Source organism: Methylobacterium sp. V23, from assembly GCF_002917135.1.
Classification (GTDB): Bacteria; Pseudomonadota; Alphaproteobacteria; order Rhizobiales; family Beijerinckiaceae; genus Methylobacterium.
In genome coordinates this window covers 166,811-184,041 of the sequence record NZ_PDHT01000001.1, presented here as the reverse complement: position 1 = coordinate 184,041, position 17,231 = coordinate 166,811, and the positions used below count along the sequence as shown (strand labels likewise).

19 protein-coding genes are annotated in these 17,231 nt (G+C 69.3%); 6 read left to right on the top strand and 13 right to left on the bottom strand.

The features are described from left to right. Window position 1: 1 nt before the first annotated feature. From soxA to CRT23_RS00765, 9 genes are all read right to left on the bottom strand, one after another. On the bottom strand, window positions 2-754 hold the full coding sequence (gene soxA / locus CRT23_RS00805) for a sulfur oxidation c-type cytochrome SoxA (RefSeq protein ID WP_103708533.1): 753 nt from the start codon (window positions 752-754) through the stop codon (window positions 2-4). A 17-nt stretch (window positions 755-771) separates the two neighbouring features. After that, a complete protein-coding gene (gene soxZ, locus CRT23_RS00800) occupies window positions 772-1,092 on the bottom strand; it encodes a thiosulfate oxidation carrier complex protein SoxZ (RefSeq protein WP_055947022.1) in 321 nt (106 codons plus the stop codon). A 6-nt stretch (window positions 1,093-1,098) separates the two neighbouring features. Continuing rightward, complete coding sequence (locus CRT23_RS00795; protein ID WP_055947020.1) at window positions 1,099-1,575, bottom strand: SoxY-related AACIE arm protein; 477 nt, start codon at window positions 1,573-1,575, stop codon at window positions 1,099-1,101. Next, window positions 1,572-1,973, bottom strand: a complete 402-nt coding sequence (gene soxX / locus CRT23_RS00790) for a sulfur oxidation c-type cytochrome SoxX (RefSeq protein WP_244477198.1) — start codon at window positions 1,971-1,973, stop codon at window positions 1,572-1,574. The genes CRT23_RS00795 and soxX overlap by 4 nt, the downstream gene beginning before the upstream one ends. An 83-nt stretch (window positions 1,974-2,056) precedes the next feature. Continuing rightward, a complete protein-coding gene (locus CRT23_RS00785; RefSeq protein ID WP_103708222.1) occupies window positions 2,057-3,307 on the bottom strand; it encodes an NAD(P)/FAD-dependent oxidoreductase in 1,251 nt (416 codons plus the stop codon). Continuing rightward, window positions 3,304-3,615 carry a cytochrome C gene (locus CRT23_RS00780; RefSeq protein WP_245435925.1) on the bottom strand — a complete coding sequence of 104 codons (312 nt, stop codon included), beginning with the start codon at window positions 3,613-3,615 and terminating at the stop codon, window positions 3,304-3,306. Before CRT23_RS00780 ends, CRT23_RS00785 begins: the two co-directional genes overlap by 4 nt. Beyond that, window positions 3,615-5,804 carry a molybdopterin cofactor-binding domain-containing protein gene (locus CRT23_RS00775; RefSeq protein ID WP_103708221.1) on the bottom strand — a complete coding sequence of 730 codons (2,190 nt, stop codon included), beginning with the start codon at window positions 5,802-5,804 and terminating at the stop codon, window positions 3,615-3,617. The genes CRT23_RS00780 and CRT23_RS00775 overlap by 1 nt, the downstream gene beginning before the upstream one ends. Window positions 5,805-5,814: 10 nt before the next feature. Continuing rightward, window positions 5,815-6,276 (bottom strand): (2Fe-2S)-binding protein, encoded by a 462-nt coding sequence (locus CRT23_RS00770; RefSeq protein WP_055947009.1) that lies wholly within the window; start codon window positions 6,274-6,276, stop codon window positions 5,815-5,817. A 617-nt stretch (window positions 6,277-6,893) separates the two neighbouring features. Beyond that, window positions 6,894-7,634, bottom strand: coding sequence for a Crp/Fnr family transcriptional regulator (locus tag CRT23_RS00765; RefSeq protein ID WP_103708531.1), 741 nt, complete (start codon window positions 7,632-7,634; stop codon window positions 6,894-6,896). A 337-nt stretch (window positions 7,635-7,971) separates the two neighbouring features. Here CRT23_RS00765 and CRT23_RS00760 point away from each other — a divergent pair, with 337 nt between their 5' ends. Together CRT23_RS00760 and CRT23_RS00755 are read left to right on the top strand one after the other, a co-directional pair. Then, entirely contained in the window at window positions 7,972-8,715 is a 744-nt protein-coding gene (locus tag CRT23_RS00760) for a Crp/Fnr family transcriptional regulator (RefSeq protein WP_103708220.1), read from the top strand. Continuing rightward, window positions 8,712-8,960, top strand: coding sequence for a hypothetical protein (locus tag CRT23_RS00755; RefSeq protein ID WP_055947007.1), 249 nt, complete (start codon window positions 8,712-8,714; stop codon window positions 8,958-8,960). Before CRT23_RS00760 ends, CRT23_RS00755 begins: the two co-directional genes overlap by 4 nt. A 58-nt stretch (window positions 8,961-9,018) precedes the next feature. Here the strand turns inward: CRT23_RS00755 and CRT23_RS00750 are convergent, their stop codons facing one another. From CRT23_RS00750 to CRT23_RS00735, 4 genes are all read right to left on the bottom strand, one after another. Next, entirely contained in the window at window positions 9,019-9,840 is an 822-nt protein-coding gene (locus tag CRT23_RS00750; protein ID WP_103708219.1) for a VOC family protein, read from the bottom strand. Beyond that, window positions 9,837-10,697, bottom strand: a complete 861-nt coding sequence (locus CRT23_RS00745) for an SMP-30/gluconolactonase/LRE family protein (RefSeq protein ID WP_103708218.1) — start codon at window positions 10,695-10,697, stop codon at window positions 9,837-9,839. Before CRT23_RS00745 ends, CRT23_RS00750 begins: the two co-directional genes overlap by 4 nt. 85 nt (window positions 10,698-10,782) lie before the next feature. Then, the gene (locus tag CRT23_RS00740; RefSeq protein WP_055947003.1) at window positions 10,783-11,241 is read right to left on the bottom strand and encodes a hypothetical protein; all 459 of its coding nucleotides are present in this window, start codon (window positions 11,239-11,241) and stop codon (window positions 10,783-10,785) included. A 19-nt stretch (window positions 11,242-11,260) separates the two neighbouring features. Next, window positions 11,261-11,755, bottom strand: coding sequence for a DoxX family membrane protein (locus CRT23_RS00735; protein WP_055947001.1), 495 nt, complete (start codon window positions 11,753-11,755; stop codon window positions 11,261-11,263). Window positions 11,756-12,068: 313 nt separating this feature from the next. On the opposite strand from CRT23_RS00735, the gene CRT23_RS00730 reads away from it, so the two are divergent. From CRT23_RS00730 to CRT23_RS00715, 4 genes are all read left to right on the top strand, one after another. Then, window positions 12,069-13,631, top strand: a complete 1,563-nt coding sequence (locus CRT23_RS00730) for a GMC family oxidoreductase (protein ID WP_103708217.1) — start codon at window positions 12,069-12,071, stop codon at window positions 13,629-13,631. Continuing rightward, the gene (locus tag CRT23_RS00725) at window positions 13,628-14,599 is read left to right on the top strand and encodes an alpha/beta hydrolase (RefSeq protein WP_103708216.1); all 972 of its coding nucleotides are present in this window, start codon (window positions 13,628-13,630) and stop codon (window positions 14,597-14,599) included. The genes CRT23_RS00730 and CRT23_RS00725 overlap by 4 nt, the downstream gene beginning before the upstream one ends. A 440-nt stretch (window positions 14,600-15,039) precedes the next feature. Beyond that, on the top strand, window positions 15,040-15,588 hold the full coding sequence (locus CRT23_RS00720; protein ID WP_055946995.1) for a heme NO-binding domain-containing protein: 549 nt from the start codon (window positions 15,040-15,042) through the stop codon (window positions 15,586-15,588). A gap of 1 nt (window position 15,589) precedes the next feature. Continuing rightward, window positions 15,590-17,146 carry an EAL domain-containing protein gene (locus tag CRT23_RS00715; RefSeq protein ID WP_103708215.1) on the top strand — a complete coding sequence of 519 codons (1,557 nt, stop codon included), beginning with the start codon at window positions 15,590-15,592 and terminating at the stop codon, window positions 17,144-17,146. The last annotated feature ends 85 nt before the right edge of the window (window positions 17,147-17,231 follow it).

The following is a 17,231-nucleotide window of genomic DNA, read 5'->3' as shown; positions in this document are numbered from 1 at the left end:
CTCATGGGCGCACCGCCGGGGTCTCCACCGGCAGGGGCGCGGCCCGGTCCATGAGGTAGCGCTCCAGGGCGACGAACTCCGGTGCGCCGTAGGCGAAGGGCTCGGCCCGCATCCCCGTCATGCAGTTGCGCAGGCGCCGCTGCACCGAGCCGACCCCCTGCCATTCGAGGCGGTAGAGCGGATAGCCGGTGGGGTGGCCCTGCGGGATCAGGGCCGCGCCGAGGCGGCGCCCGTGGTTGTCGTCGTGGCAGGCGGCGCAGGACAGGCCGAGCTGGCCCATGCGCTGCGTGAACAGCGCCTTGCCGGCCGCCCGGGCAGGGCCGAGGCGGGGATCGTCCGGGACCGTGATCGGCAAGCCCGCGGACTGGGCGGCGACGTAGGTGGCGAGGCCGAGGAGCTCGCGGCTCTCGTCGGCATAGGGCTCCGCGCCCTGGTGGCGGCGCCGGCAGGCCTGGATCCGGCCCGCGAGATCGATGGGGGCCGCGGTCTCGGCATCCCAGGCCGGATAGCCGGCGGCGACGCCCCGCATCGTGGTCCCGGCCTCGCCGTGGCAGCCGGCGCAGGCGGATCGGCCCGGGGCCGGCGCCCGGCCCCAGAGTTCGGCGCCGTCCGCGAGCCAGAGCAGGGCCGGGTTGGCCATCCCGTCGCGCTGCATCGCCTGGATGTCGGGGCTCATGGTGTCGAAGCCCGAGCGCCGCTCGGCCGCGGGGATCCCCTCCGCCCACACCGGCCCCGCCGCCAGGGCTGCGAGCATCAGGAGCGCGAGCCGCCTCACGTCACCGTCAGGGTCGCGGTCTCGGTCTGCGAAAAACCGTTGTCGCCGCGCCAGGTGAAGGTGAGCGTGCCCGTCTGCGTCGCCCGCAGGGTGAAGGTCAGGTAGGGGTTGGCGGCCGTCGCCGGAAACAGCTCGGCCCGGAACACCGTCTCGCCGTCGTACAGGCAGGTGAACTCCGTGATGATGTCCCGGGGGCGGATGCGCCCGTCGGCCCCCGGCCGGAAGCCGGTCTCCATCGGGTGCGAGATCAGGGTCTTGATCGTGACGACCTCGCCGGCCTGGGCGGTCTTGGGCACGTTGATCAGGGTGCGGGCCATGGCGGCTCAGCCCTCCAGGCAGGCGGCGAGGGTGACGATGGCGTCGGCCGTGGTCGACCAGTAGCGGCCGTCGCTGGTCTCCGCGATGGCGGTGATGCGTTGCGTGTCGGCGAGGCGGATCCGGGTCGCGATCGTGGCGCGACCTCGACACGACCCTAGGTATACGGTGATGACGTTCGGCTGCGGATTCTTGTCGTTGAACACCGCGATGCGGCGGACGTGATCCTCCGGCGTCATCGGGCTGTCCACCGTCACCGTGATCGTCACCGCATTGCCGTTCTCGACCAGCGGCGGCAGGTCGAGGCGGACGCGCCCCGGGTGGATCTCGGCCTCGCCCGCGAAGCGCCGGATGGCCTCGGCCGTGCTCTCGGTGCGGATCGCGGCCCCGGCCGCCACCGGGCGCAGGGCCACGCTCGCGGCGAGGCCGGGCCCGAGGGCGAGGAGACCGCGTCGGCTCGGGCGGTGGGGGGTCTGCGGGCTCACGGCGCCGGCCTCTCCGAAGGGGTTTCGCGTAGCGTCGCCAGGAAGGCGACGACGTCCTCGATCTCTTGAGGTGCCAGCACCGGCCGGTCGCGCCAGGCCGCGCCGACCCGCCTGGTGCCTGCAAGGCTGTAATAGGAAGGCATGATGGTGTCCGGGTTCAAGACCCGACCGTCCACGAGGCGCAGGCGCAGGGCACCGGGCGCGAGCCGATCACCGACGCCCGCGAGGTCGGGACCGAGATTGCCGGGGAAGCGTTCTTCGGGAAATGGACCTGCGTGGCAGAGCAGGCAGAGCCCCTTGGTGCGGTCGACCACGAGGGCCCGGCCCCGCACGGGATCGCCGGGCACTCCGGTCAGGCTCGCGGGGATTTCGCGGTCGACGACGGCGACGGGTCGCAGGGGCTCCGCACCCGGTTCTGCCCCTGCCTCCGCCCGAGCGGCCAGGATCGTGCAGCCGATCCACACCCATCCGGGCACCCGCCTCACCCGAAGACCTGCCGGGTGATCGTTCGGTACCAGTCGGCAGCGTAGAGGGCTTCCTGCTCGCGCAGGGCCATCGGCGCGTCGACGGGGCTGATGCCGCCGGCGCCCTCCACGTCGGCGAGGACGCCACCCGCCGGGTGGTAGACGCCCGCGATCGAAATGCCGTAGCCGGGCGCCACCAGGCTGTAGCAGGTGTTGATCAGCTTCGGCGTCTCGGGCGCGCGCCCGGCCAGGAGGTCGATCACCGCATCGGCGCAGACCTTGGCCTGGGCGTTGGCCGAGAACGCGGATTTCGGCATCGCCCCGGCGATGGCCGCGTCGCCGATGACATGGATGCCGGGCACCAGCCGGGATTCGAAGGTCATGGGATCGATCGGGCACCAGCCGCTGCGATCGGCGACGCCAGCGACGGCGGCGATCCGCCCCGCCCGCTGGGGCGGGATGATGCACGCCACGTCCGCCTTGTAGTCCGAGAAGTCGGTACGGACGATCATGGCGCCCGGGTCGACGGCACTGACCTGTCCGCCCTCTGCCAGAGGGACGTATTCGAGTTGCGTCGGGTAGAGTGCCTTCCAGGCCGACTGGAACAGGCGCTGTTTCGAGAACGTGTCCTTGGCGTCGAGGAGGATCAGCTTCGCGCGGGGCTTGGTGGTCTTGAGCACATGGGCGATCAGGCTCGCCCGCTCGTACGGGCCGGGCGGGCAGCGATAGGGATTGCCCGGCACCGCCAGCACCACGGTACCGCCCTCGGGCATCGCGGCGAGTTGCCTGGCGAGGAGCAGCGTCTGCTCGCCCGCCTTCCAGGCATGGGGCATGCGCTCGGCCGCCGCCGCGTCGTAGCCAGGAATGGCGTCGAAGCGCAGATCGATCCCCGGCGAGAGCACGAGACGGTCATAGGCGAGAGCAGTCCCGTCTGAGAGCGTCACCCGTCGGGCATCCGCGTCGATGCCGATGGCAGCGGCGTGTACGAGGCGGATGCCGGCACGGGCGAGGCCCTCGTAGCCGAACCGCTGGGCCGCCATTGGCTGGAGCCCCGCGATGACTTCGTTGCTGAACGGACAGGAAACGTAGGTCGAATTCACCTCGACCAGGGTCACATCGAGGCCGCCCGAGTGGAGCGCGCGCGCGGCGGTGGCGCCACCGAAGCCGCCGCCGATCACCACGACCTTCGCTGCGGCCCGAGCCAGAGCCGGCCGCGCCCAAGCGAAGGCTGCCCCAGTGGCGAGGAGCGCGCGGCGGGTCGGGCTCATGGTCGCTCCTGGCTCGGCTCGGGACCGGGCGGACGCTGCCGCGATAGGTAGGCGGCGATCGCCCGGGATTCCTCCTCGGAGAACCCCTTGGCGATGCGGCTCATCATGCTCGCGGGGCGCACACCCGAACGATACTCAGCCAACGCCGCCGCGATCTCGGCCGCCGGACGACCGTCGATCGCCCCCATCGCGGCCCCCTCGACGTGACACCCGGCGCAGGCGGACGCCCCCGGCGGCGGGCGCTCCGTCGCCAGGGCAAGCCCGACCGGTCCAGCAAGCAACCAGGCCGAGACCACAGCCAAGCGCATCACGCCCGGCGCAGGTCCGTGTTCTTCACCGGCATCTGGCGCACGCGCTTGCCGGTGGCCGCATAGATGGCATTCAACACAGCGGGGGCCGCCACCGCGATGGTGGGCTCGCCGACCCCGCCCCAGAAGCCGCCCGACGGCATCACGATCGTCTCGACCACCGGCATTTCCTGGAGCCGCATCACCGGGTAGGTGTCGAAATTCGTCTGCTCGATGCGACCATCCTTGACGGTGCATTCCTGGTAAAGGGCTGCGGACAGGCCATAGACGAAGGAGCCCGCGATCTGGGCGTCGATCTGCTGCGGATTGAGGGCATGGCCCGGATCGGTGGCTGCGACAATGCGGTGGACCTTGACCGTCCCGTCGTCGTCGACGGAGACCTCGGCCACCGCTGCCACGTAGGAGCCGAACCCCATCATCTGGGCGAGGCCCCGGTGGACGCCAGCGGGAGGCTTCGAGCCCCAGCCGGCCTTGTCCGCCACCGCCTGCAGCACCGCCCGATGCTTGGGGTGCTTCTCCATCAGCTTCAGCCGGAAGGCCAAGGGATCCTGTCCGGCCGCGTGAGCAAGCTCGTCCATGAAGCATTCGAGATAGATGGCATTCGGGTTCATGTTCACGCCGCGCCAGAAGCCCGGCGGGATGTGCGGGTTGCGCATGGCGTGGTCGACCAGGATGTTCGGGATCGCGTAGCCGATCGCGGCCTCCGCGCCCCCGGCATTGAGCCCCTGGAACACCACCGGATCCTTGCCGTCCACCATCCGGTTTGGCGCCACCGAGACCAGGATCGACTGCCCCGAGATGCGCATGTGCAGCCCGGTGACATTGCCGGCTTCGTCCAGCCCGGCGCGCATCCGACACTGGGTGATCGGGTGGTAGCGCCCGTGGGTCATGTCCTCCTCGCGGGTCCAGATCAGCTTGATCGGGGTCCCGGGCATCTCCTTCGCGATGAGGACGGCCTGACGCAGCCAGTCGTGGGTCGCACCACGCCGGCCGAAGCCGCCGCCGAGCAGGAGCTTGTAGACGTCGCACTGTTTCGCCGAGAGGCCGGCGGCCTCGGCCACGGCAGCGAGCGCCGCCTCTCCGTTCTGGGTCGGTGCCCAGGCCTCGCAGCGCTCCGGGGTCCAGCGCACCGTAGCGTTCATCGGCTCCATGGTGGCGTGATTCTGGAACGGCACGCCGTAGGTCGCCTCCACGACCCGGGCCGCGCCCTTCAGGGCGGCCGCGACGTCGCCGCCCTTGTTGCCCACATAGGCGTCCTCGGCCTCGAGGCCCTCGCGCAGGGTTGCCGCGATGGTCTCGCTGGAAACCAGCCCGTTCGGCCCCTCATCCCAGATGATCGGCAGGGCCTCCACAGCGGTCTTGGCACGCCAGAACGTGTCGGCGATGACTGCCACGCCAGAATCGCCCACCGCGACGACCTTCTTGACCCCGGGCATGCCTTCGACGGCCTTGGCGTCGAAACTCTTCACGGTACCGCCGAAGACGGGGCAGTCGCGGATCGCCGCGTTCAGCAGGCCGGGCATGTTGAGGTCGATGCCGTAGACCTGGCTGCCGTCGGTCTTCTCGACGGTATCCAGGCGCTTCACCGGCTTGCCGGCGATGGTCCAGTCCTGAGGATCCTTGAGGATGATGTCCTTGGGAGGCGTCACCTTGGCCGCCGCCATGGCCACCGCACCGAAGGTGGTGGTGTGGCCGGAGCCGGCATGGCTGATCACGCCCTTCTCGACCCGGCACTCCGAGGGAGCGACGCCCCAACCCTGGGCCGCCGCTTCGACCAGCATGATGCGGGCGGCGGCTCCCCCTTTGCGGACGTAGTCCTGGGACTCGCGAATGCCGCGGCTGCCACCAGTGCCGAAATCACCCCAGACCCGGCCGCGGGCGACGTTCTGGCCCGGCGTAGGATACTCGGTGACGACCTTGCTCCAGTCGCAGCCGAGTTCCTCGGCGACGAGCTGGGCGAGGCCCGTGAGAGTGCCCTGGCCCATCTCGGATCGAGCGATGCGGATCACCACGGTCTCGTCCGGCTTGATCACCACCCAGGCATTGACCTCGGGCGCCAGAGTCGGCGGAGCCCCCTGCGCGGTGGCTCCGGGGAAGGGCACATGGAATCCGAGGCTGAGGCCTCCGGCGGCGGCAACCGCGCCGGCCACGAAGGCACGTCGGGAAGGCTTGTTCGCGAGGGCGTTCATGGCTCTCTCCTCAACCGGCCTGGCCGCCATCGGCGGCGAGCTTGATGCCGGCCAAGACGCGGTTGTAGGTGCCGCAGCGGCAGATGTTTGTGATCTCGGATCGGATCTGCGCCTCGCTCGGGTGCGGGTTCTGCGCCAGCAGCGCCGCCGACGCCATGATCATTCCGGACTGACAGAAGCCGCATTGCGGCACGTCGAGTTCGGCCCATGCCTTCTGCACCGGGTGCGAGCGATCCTTGGACAGGCCCTCGATCGTCACGATTTTCTGGTCAGGCGTGACGCTGGAGACCGGCATCGAACAGGAGCGCACCGCCGTGCCGTCGATATGCACCGTGCAGGCGCCGCACTGCGCAATGCCGCAGCCGTACTTGGTGCCGGTCAAGCCGGCCTGCTCGCGGATGACCCATAGAAGCGGCGTATCGGGCTCAGCCTCGACCTCTCGGATGGCGCCGTTCACATTCAAACGGATCATGCGTTTCCTGCCGTGTTGCCCAGTCGTGAGTCGTGCTCCGCCAGATGTCCGCGGCGGCGGCTCCGTCTTTGGAATAGTTGTACGGTGGCGTGGTCGACCAAGTCCACAGGGATTTCTCACGACAAACCGCAAGCGGGTCGCCTCTTGGCGCGGGATCGCTCGAACTCACCCTGGACAGACTATGTGGCAATTTTTCTATATTTTCTCGATACTGTGATAGTATTCATCATCATTGAACGTCGACCCGACAGAAATTAGAGAATTTACATTGGACTTCGCCATCAATGAGCGCTGAATTTTGGGAAAAGTCCGGTCCTCCCAAAGGAACTTCGAAGCGCTTGAATCCTGCCCATCAGACCGAGATGCTGAATATCTGGCTGAAGGCGCCTGGGTTGGCTCGGAATTTCAGGATTCATTCTGCGGACATTAACCCGGCGCGACGCAATCATGGATGATTCCGGTGAGTGAGGAGACAGATTCTCCATCTTCCGATCGAAGGGCTTCTTCCGAAGTTCAGCGCTCCGATAGGGGCGGGACGGCTCGAGCCTCCACACCAGCCCCTAAGCCCCACCTTTGGGACCCGGAAGGGCCACGCACATCTGAGGGGACTCGGTGGGTCAGATTCCTGCGCCGCGCTCTGGGTCTGGCCCCGGCGGAATGAGCCGTTGATATTCGTCCTCGGGCAGTCCGTAGCTGCTGGCGGCGAGCGCCTCGAGTGCCTTGCGATCCCGAACCGTGATCCGACCGCGCCGGGCCGTGATCAGTCGCCGTGCCTCGAGCGCCTGCACACTGAGGGTCGCGCCGGAACGTTGGGATCCCAGGGTCTGGGCCAGAAACGCGTGAGTGACGGGCATCTCATCCCCGCCCACCCGGTCATGCGACATGAGAATCCAACGGGCCAGCCGGATTTGAAGGGGCAGCGTCGCATGCCCATAGGCGGTTTGGCCGATCTGGATAAGATGGGTCTGAACGAAGCGGAGCAGGCACGTGCGGAGCGAGAACGACGCCTCCACTGCGGCCCCGAGACGGGCGGTGTCGACCGCCAGCATTTCCCCCGGGACCTGGACGAAGGTGCGGTGTGGGGTGCGGTCGCTTCCCAGCAGGACCGGCGTGGCGCCGATCAGCCCCTCGGGTCCGATGACGCCGACTTCGATCCGGCTCCGATCCGTACCAGCGACGACCGAGGCATAGCCAGTTTCGGGAAAATACGCCCGCAGCACCGGTTCGTTCGGGACGATGAGGGTCTGGTCCAGGTGCGTCCGAACCCGGACGAGATCGGGCTGGAGGCGAGCGAAATCACCGGGTTTCATTGCCGCCAGGAGATGGTTGCGTACCAAGTCCTGTCGGAGGTTTTCCATGCTCCGGCCCCGTTCTCCGATAAGATCGGGGATCACTTCCATTGGCCAGAAACCAATTCACATCCGCGTGATAATTTTAGACTGCCCCGTAGAGGCGACTCTGTCACTGCCATTTGTTAATGCGTACGTTTCCGCATTGTTAATGCAGGCCCATTCGGGAACTCACCTCCTTGCAGGGAGCGGGGGTCGATACAGGCGGGCAGACTCAGCCAAGGCGCGCACCTCCCCGTCCTGCTTCCATGTTAAGAGGTAAGGATTACGCGGACCGGCCGATTCACGGAGTTCCGATGCGTCATTTCTGCCCACGCCAAACCTGCCCGAGAAAGGCACTTTCGCAATGAGCCTTGCCGCCGGCACCGATCTTAGCCTGCTCATTCGAAAACTGGAGACGATCATTACCGTCTCGGACGTCGAGCGTCAGGCGATCGAACGCCTGCCGGTCACGCGCCGTCAATTGAGCGCTCATCAGGACATCGTGCGCGACGGCGACCATCCCAAGCAGTGCTGCCTCCTGCTCGAAGGGTGGGCCTTCCGCTACAAGCTCCTCGACGAGGGCAAGCGCCAGATCCTGTCGGTTCACATCCCGGGTGACATCCCGGATCTGCAGAGCCTGCACCTGCCGGTGATGGACCATAGCCTCAGCACCCTGACGGCCTGCACCCTGGCCTTCATCCCGCACGAGGCGATGCTCGACCTCACCCGCAATCATCCCGGCATCACGGCCGCCCTTTGGCGGGATACCCTCGTGGATGCGGCGATCTTCCGGGAGTGGATGACCAATATCGGACGGCGCTCGACGCTCGGCCGGATCACCCACCTGTTCTGCGAGATCTACCTGAAGCTGCACGCCATGGGACTGGCGCGGGACTTCGCCTGCGAGATGCCCCTCACCCAGGGTGACATCGCCGACGCGATCGGCGTCTCGAACGTTCACGTCAACCGTGTGCTGCAGGAGCTGCGCGGTCAGGGGCTGCTGACCCTCCAGGGGCAGCGCCTCGTCATCCACGACTGGGATGCGCTCACGAACCGTGCGGAATTCGATCCCGCCTACTTGCATCAGAAGAGGCCACCCGGCCCATGACTCTGAGCCTCCAGCCCGTCCGGATCCGGACAGAGAGCAGCGATGAGGAAGGCCAGCTGGTCATGGCCGAGGGCCTCCTCGTGGCGATCCTGATCCAACTCTCGGCAGACCATGGCGCGGAGGCCGGACACTGGTTCCTCGAGGTGGGTTTCGGCAACCTTGGTTATCCGAGGCCTGCGCCTTTCCTCGATCTGACGGACGCGCTGGCTTGGATCACCACGCAGGCGGGACAGCGGTCCAGCTAGCGCGACGGCGTCGGATTCGCCAACCGGACCCGCGGGCGGGCTGTTCCGGGCGCGGGTCTCAGGTCAGCCAGAGCCGATGGCCGTCGGGGTCGCGGAGCCGGCGGGGCGCGCCCTCGGCACCGGCGAAGACCAGCACGGTGGCGGCGATGTCGTGGTCACCGCAGACGTACCCGCCCCGGGGAAATTCGCCTGCATAGGCAAGGAGTTCGACGTGCGGCGTCGGGGCTCCCGGCGGGCTCAAGCCCGTCACGGTGACGTGCGGGTCGGGCACGCCATCGAGGCGGGCCTGCGCCGGGCCGACATTGGTGGAGCGCGACGCCACCGAGAAGCCGAGACCCGCGTAGAAGGCGAGGCTGGCCGCGGTCTCGGCCACCGACAGCGCCGAGTGGTCGATGCCGAGGCAGGGATCCGACCCCGCCCGGCGCCAGGCCTCGGGTATACCGTCGGGAGGAAACGCAAGGAATTCAAGGGGATGCCCCTCGGGGTCGCGGAACTTGAAGGCGGTCACCCCGCCCGAGGCCGCGGGCAGGCGCTCCGGCCCGGCCGTGGAAATCGGGTGCCAGCCCGGGCAGGCGACGAGGCGTGCATAGGCGGCGGCCATGTCCGAGACCACGAGGGCGATGTGCTGGAACAGGGGGCTCCAGCCCGGCACAGCGTCGGGATAGGGCCGGCCCGCCCGGGCGAATCCCACGAGGTCGACGGCCTGCGCGCCGAGCCGGAGGGACACGCGCGTTTCACCCGAAGTGGTTCGCTGGTCGACCAGAGGTCGTGTCGAGGTCACGCGGGAAAACCCGAGTGCCGTGGTGAAGAACACGGCCAGGGCCTCGGGATCGGCACTGACCAGGCGGATGCGGCTGAGGCGGAGCGGATCGGCGCTCACGGCGTCTGCGCGCCGCGCCGGTTGAGGAAGATCGCGTAGAGGGTGTGCGAGCCGCCGATGAACAGGCGGTTCTTCATCCGGCCGCCGAAGGTGAGGTTCGAGACCCGGTGGGGCACGAAGATCTTGCCCATGAGGTGGCCGGCCGGGTCGATGCAGTGGACGCCGTCGGCGGCGCTGCTCCAGACGTTGCCGTCCTCGTCGACCCGCATCCCGTCGCAGTAGCCCGGCGAGATGGTGTGGAAGTCCCTGCCGCCCGAGAGGGCGAAGTCCGGCCCGACGTCGAAGACGCGGATGACCTGGCGCGGGTTCGGCCGGCTCTGGTCGCCGGTCTCGGCCACGTAGAGCCGGCGCTCGTCGGGGGAGAAGGCGAGCCCGTTCGGGCCGTCGAAATCGGTGGCCATGGCGCGGACCTCGCCCGAGCCCGGATCCAGGCGGTAGAGCGCCGGCGGCTGCTCGGAGGTCTGGCGGCCGCCCTCGTAGTCGTTGGCGATGCCGTAGACCGGGTCGGTGAACCAGATCCCGCCGTCGGAGGCCACCACGACGTCGTTGGGGGCGTTGAGGCGGCGCCCGGCATGGTGGGTGACCAGGGTGGTGACGGCGCCGTCGTACTCGGTCCGGGTCAGGCAGCGGTTCCGGTGCGAGCAGGCGATCAGGCGGCCCTGGCGGTCGCGGGTCTGGCCGTTGGCGAAGTGCGAGGGCGACCGGTAGACCGACAGGCCCTCGGCCTCGCTCCAGCGCATGGTGCGGTCGCGGGGCAGGTCCTGGAACAGCAGGCAGTCGCCATCCCCGAACCAGACCGGCCCCTCGATCCAGCGGAAGCCCGTGGCGAGCTCCTCGAGTTCGGCATTGCCGAGCATGTACCCGGCAAAGCGCGGATCGACGACCTCGAAGCCCGGGTTTTGGAGCCTGGACGCCGTGGGGCTACCGGAACCGGCCACGGGGCTACCGGAACCGGCACGGGGTGGCGACGGTCGGCGGGCGATCGAACTGCACCACCATCAGCACGGCGGGCTCAGGCCCGACGGTGCCGGAGAGATGCCCCTGGCGCCCGTCGACGGCCTTGGTGTTCTGGTCCTCCCCGAAGGAGATCTCGCCGGGTCCCATCTCGACCCGGGTGCCGTCCATGGATTCGACGAACCAGCGGCCGGAGAGCGGGATGATCCATTGCGGCTTCGGGTTCTCGTGCCAGGCGCCGGTCCAGCCCACCGGCTGCACCGTGACCATCACGGTGGCGCCGTCATGGGTCTTGCTGCCCTGCCATTGCGGGTCGGCGGGCGGCTGCATCGACTTCATGTCGAAATCGGTCAGCGCGCAGCGGGTCTGGTGGCTGACGCCCTCCGCGTCGGTCCAGAGGTGCCAGTACGGCACGCGGGGCTTCTCGGGGGCGGTCGCGTCGCTCATGGACTTCCTCCAGGATCTCTCAGGGAATCGCCCGGGCGGGCTCGGAGACGGGGGTGGTGCGGTAGGGCTGCGACGAGGCCAGCGGATCGGCGAGGAAGAGCCGCACGGTGTCCGCCCCGGTGCCGAAGGTGATGAGCAGAAACCCGCCGGCCAGGGCGAAGTTCTTCAGGAAATCCCAGAACAGGCCCCGGCCCTTGCTGTCGCTGCCGGCCCAGAAATCGCCCGGGCGCCAGAACTGTTTCCACAGGAGGGCGGTGACGCCGCAATAGCCGGCGAGCACGAAGGCCGCGGCCCGGTCGGCGATGCCGGTGAGGATGCCCGCCGACATCACCACCTCGACGAACAGCCCGGCGAGGATGAGCGCGCGGGCGAGGCCGGTGCTGGAGACCCGCTCGCGGGCCTGGCCCACCGCGCCCCGGAAGTTCAGGACCTTGTCCAGGGCGCTGAAGGGCAGGAACAGCAGCACCAGGAGGAGCCGGACCGCGAAGGCGACGACGAGGCTGAGGGTGAGCAAGGAGCGGTCCAGACCTGTGACGGGGGCGCGCGCGAACCCCGGGCGATGCCGGGATGGCCCCGGCGACGGCGACGACGCCCCGGGGCGGACGCCGGCTCCGAGCGCCGGCGTCCCCAAGCGAACGTGATGCCATCGGCGGTTGAACGCGGCACCCGCGCCCCGGTTCAAACGTTCGAAGCGTCGGATGCCTCACGTCGGCGCGACCCCGCCGGCGGGCCGGCACGGCGCTGGCATCGATGGCCCGATCCGCCCGAGGCTCAGCCCCGCGAAGGACCCCATGAGCGGAAGGCCTCCCCATGAGCGAAGGACACCCATGAGCGACGAGCATTACGACGTGGTCATCGTGGGCTCGGGCCCCGGCGGCGGCACCATGGCCTGGCGCCTCGCCCAGACCGGCAAGCGCGTGCTGCTGCTGGAGCGCGGCGGCTACCTGCCGCGCGAGCGCGAGAACTGGGACAGCCAGGCCGTGTTCGTGGATGCGCGCTACCAGGCGCCCGAGACCTGGTACGGCGCCGACGGGCGCAGCTTCCACCCCGGCCTGCACTACTACGTGGGCGGCAACAGCAAGGTCTACGGCTCGGTGCTGCTGCGCCTGCGAAGCCAGGACTTCGACGTGGTGCACCACCCCGACGGCGACGCGCCCGAATGGCCGGTGAAGTACGATACCTTCGCGCCCTACTACCAAGCCGCGGAGGAGCTCTTCCACGTGCACGGCCTGCGCGGCGAGGACCCCACCGAGCCCCCGGCGGCCAAGCCCTACGCCTACCCGCCGGTCTCCCACGAGCCGCGCATCCAGGAGCTCTTCGACGGGCTGAAGCGCGAGGGCCACCGGCCCTTCCACCTGCCGGTGGGCGTGCTGCTCGACGAGCGCGACGGCCAGGCCCTGCCGCACTCGGCCTGCATCCGCTGCGACGCCTTCGACGGCTATCCCTGCCTGACCAACGGCAAGGCCGATGCGCAGATCATCTGCGTCGACCCGGCGCTCGCCCAGTACCCGAACCTGACCCTCTGGACCGGCGCCTACGTGGAGCGCCTCCTCACCGGCCCGAGCGGGCGTGCGATCACCGGGGTCGGGCTCGTGCGCGCGGGGCAGCGCCGCACGGTGACGGGCGACGTCGTGGTGGTCGCCTGCGGCGCCCTCTCCTCGGCGCTGCTGATGCTGCGCTCGGCCAACGACGCGCACCCGCAGGGGCTCGCCAACGCCTCCGGCCAGGTCGGGCGCAACTACATGCGCCACAACAACGCCACCGTGCTGGCGGTCTCGCGCACCCCGAACCCGACGAAGTTCCAGAAGACCCTCGGGCTGAACGACTTCTACTTCGGCTCGGACGACTGGGACTTCCCGCTGGGCCACATCCAGATGGTCGGCAAGTCCGACGGCACGCAGATCCACGGCGAGGGCCTGCCGGGCTTCCTGCAATGGTTTCCCGAGAAGCCCTTCGACTGGATCGCGAAGCATTCCCTCGACTTCTGGCTGACCTCGGAAGACCTGCCCCGGCCGGAGAACCGGATCTTCTACGAAGGCGGACGGGTCCGCCTCGACCTCACCGAGAGCAACATGGAGGGGCATCTCCGCCTCAAGGCGAAGCTGCGCGACCTCTGCGGCAAGCTCGACGTGCACCCGCACCTGTTCGACCGCTCGCTCTACCTCGGCAAGGACACGCCCATCGGCGGCACCGCGCACCAGGCCGGGACGCTGCGCTTCGGCGCGGACCCGGCGACCTCCGTGCTCGACCTCGACTGCCGGGCCCACGGCCTCGACAACCTCTACGTCACCGATGCGAGCTTCTTCCCCTCGATCGGGGCCGTGAACCCGACCCTGACGATCATCGCCAACGCCCTGCGGGTGGGCGACACCATCGCGGCCCGGCTGTGACCAGCCTCGCCGCGCGCCTGCTGGCCCTGGCGATCCGCCTCACCGGGCGACGGCGCGACCTCGCCGAGGCGGACCGCGACCCCGAGGCGGCGGTGGCCCGGCGCCCGCGCCCGGCCCGGCCGACGCCGGCCATGCGCCGGACCCTGGCGGTGACCTGGGAGACCCGCGACGGCTTCGAGGTCTACACCCTCGCGCCGCGCAGGGGGGCACCGGCGCCGCGCACGGGGGCGCGGGCGCCGCGCACGGGGGGCCCCAGCCCGGGAGCCCGCGCGGGCCGGGTGATCTACCTGCACGGGGGCGCCTATACGAGCCCGATCACCCGCATCCACTGGCGCTTCATCGCCCGGCTGGTCTCGGCCACGGGCCTCACCGTCACGGTGCCGCTCTACCCGCTGACGCCGGAGCATGCCTGCGCGCAGGCGAGCGCCTTCGTGATGGCGGTCTACCGGGCCTGCGCCGAGGCCGACCCCGAGGCGCCGATCGTCCTGATGGGCGATTCCGCCGGGGGCGGCCTCGCCCTGTCCCTGGCGATGCAGGTCCGTGAGGCCGGCCCCGCCGGTCTCCTCGGCCCCGCCGGCCTCGTGCTGATCGCGCCCTGGCTCGACGTCACCACCTCGGACCCGTCCCAGGCCCGGATCGAACCCCGGGACGTGATGCTGATGCGCCCGGGCGTGCGGACCCTCGGGCGCTGGTACGCGGGCGCCTGGGACCCCACGGACGAGCGGGTCAGCCCCCTCTTCGGCACCCTGCGGGGCCTGCCGCCGATCGCACTCGTCTGCGGCACCCACGACATCCTGGTGGCCGATGCCCGCCGCCTCGCCGCCCGCGCCCGGGCGGAGGAGGTCCCCCTCGCCTATCACGAGGAGCCCGGCCTGATGCACGTCTACCCCCTCCTCGGCCTGCCGGAATCCCGCCGGGCCGAGGCGCGGATCTGGGAATTTCTGGCGGCGCGGATGGGGCGGGGGTGAAGGCCCGGGAGCGCGGCGCGCTCCGGACCCAGCGCCGCCAGCCTCCGTGCGGCCCGGAGGCGCTGCGGGGCGTCGCTTCGGAGAGGAGCCGGGCCCGGGCCTGTCCGTCCGGGAAGGGGGCTTTCGGCCCGTCCGTTTCCGTCCGGGGCGTGCCGCTGACGCTGAGGCCTCGACGAGGGTCGGCGGGGCTTGGCGGGGCTTGGCGCTGCGCCGAGACACGGGGTTCCGGGACGTCGCGGCGGCGCATGCCGGTGGATCTGCAGCATTGACCCGGGATAGGCGCCGCGTCGTCACCCGACTGAACCCGATCTCAATTTATTAACGACGCTTTCGCCGGCGCCGAACTTGCCAAGAGCCGCGATGAATACCGGCATTACACGACGTTAAGAGTCTCGCGTCTATGCAAAGCGGAAACGAGAACGTCAATACGGGTTAGGCATATGAAGGGCTTGGTCTTCACGGAGTTGTTCCGCCATGTCGAGGCCCTGCATGGCGCCAACATGGTGGATGACATCATCGAGGCCGCCCAGCTGCCGCATGATGGCGGCTATACCAGCATCGGAAGCTATCCCTTCCAGGAGGCGGTGGCGCTGCTGGTGGCGCTGACGCGCGCCACGGGCAAATCGCTGCCAGACACCCTCGACGCCTTCGGCACCCACTGCTTCGAGCGCTGGGTCAACTACGCTCCGCACTTCTTCACGCAGCAGCGCGGGCTGTTCGACATCCTCGAGGGCATCGACGACTTCCACGAAACGGAGGTGCGGAAGCTCTATCCAGACGCTGAGCTTCCCTCTTTCCTGTCGGAGCAGCGGACCGAACGTCAGCTCACCCTGGGCTATTACAGCTGCAAGCCGCTGTCGGCGCTCGCCGTCGGCGTGATCAAGGGCGCGGCCGCTCACGTCCAGCAGCCGGTCCACATGGCGTGCGAGCCCGCAACCAACGCCCGCGGCGCCTACACGCGCATCACGATCACCCTCCTGGACTCCTGACATGTCCCTCGCCACCGACGCGCCGACAGCGGTCCTGCTCGACCAAGTCCGACGCCTGGAACGACGCCTCGCGCGTCAGACGAGTGCCCGGGAGCAGGCGGAGACCCTGCTGGAGAGCAAGAGCCTGGCGCTTCATGAGCTGAACCGCTCCCTGGCGCAGCTGAACGCGAACCTGGAGCAGCGCGTCACCGAGCGGACCCGCGAACTCGACGACGAGCGCCGGCACGCCCTGTTCCTCGCCGAGCGCGATCTGCTCACCGGACTTCCGAACCGGCTGATGTTCGGCAAGCATCTCCGACAGGTCCTGGAGCGGAGCCGTCGGCCCGGCGCCGTCGCGCTGCTGTACCTCGATCTGGACGGCTTCAAAGCCGTGAACGACAGCTTCGGTCATGCCTGCGGCGACGCGTTGCTCAAGGGCGTCGGAAAAAGGCTCTCGGCCGCCGCCGGCGCGTCGATCTTCGCGGCGCGGCTCAGCGGCGATGAGTTTGCCGTCGTCGCCTGCGGCGGCGAACGACCGGAACACGCCGCGGCTCTCGCGGAGCAGCTGATCGCCACCCTGCAGCACCCCTTCGAGCTGGAGGGCCGGACCGTTCACGTGGGCGCCAGCATCGGCATCGCGCTGACGACCGATGCCGAAGAAAGCGCGGAGACGCTGCTGCACAACGCCGACATCGCGCTCTACCGCGCCAAAGTCCGCCAGCGTGGAACCTGGGAGCTGTTCAGCCCGGAGATGGATGGCGAGCGCCTCGCGCGCCTGGCCTTGGAGCGCGATCTTCGCGCGGGGCTCGCCAAGCAGCAATTCGAGGTCTTCTATCAGCCCCTCCTCGAGGCGGGTGCGGGCGGCCTGGTGGGCTTCGAGGCGCTCCTGCGCTGGAAACATCCCGTGCGGGGGATGGTGCCACCGGCCGCCTTCATCCCGATCGCCGAGGAAATCGGCCTCATCCACGAGATCGGCGCCTGGGTGTTGAAGCAGGCGTGTACGGATGCCATGGGCTGGGCGCCGGAGCTCAGGGTGGCGGTGAATCTCTCGCCGGTCCAGTTCACCCGAAGCACCCTTCTCGACCATGTCTGGAGCGCCCTCGATGCCTCCGGTCTCGCCGCCCAGCGGCTGGAGCTCGAAATCACCGAGTCCGTGCTGATGCAGGACGGTGAGGCCACGCTCGACACCCTGCACACGATGCGCGCCCGTGGCATCCGGATCTCGATGGACGACTTCGGGACGGGGTACTCGTCCCTGAGCTACCTTCGCCTGTTTCCCTTCGACAAGATCAAGATCGATCGCTCCTTCGTCCAGGGCATGGCGAAGGACGAAGGCAGTATCGAGATCATCCGCGCGGTCATCGGTCTGGGTCGAGCGCTCAACATCAAAGTCCTCGCGGAGGGTGTCGAGACGAACGAGCAGAGGGAGATGCTGCGCGTCGAGGGCTGCGACGAGCTGCAGGGCTACCTTTTCAGCAAGCCTCGCCCCCTCGCCGAGATGGACAGTCTGCTGGCCACCGTCCTGCAATCCGGGGCGATCGCGGAGCCGGCACCGGAGGCCTTGCGGGGAGCGGCGTAACGCCGTGCGATCGCCCGCCCGGTCTCCCGGGCGGTACGCCCCGCCCCGCCCGCGCGGCCCTTCGGCAACGGAGCGTCAACGCCTC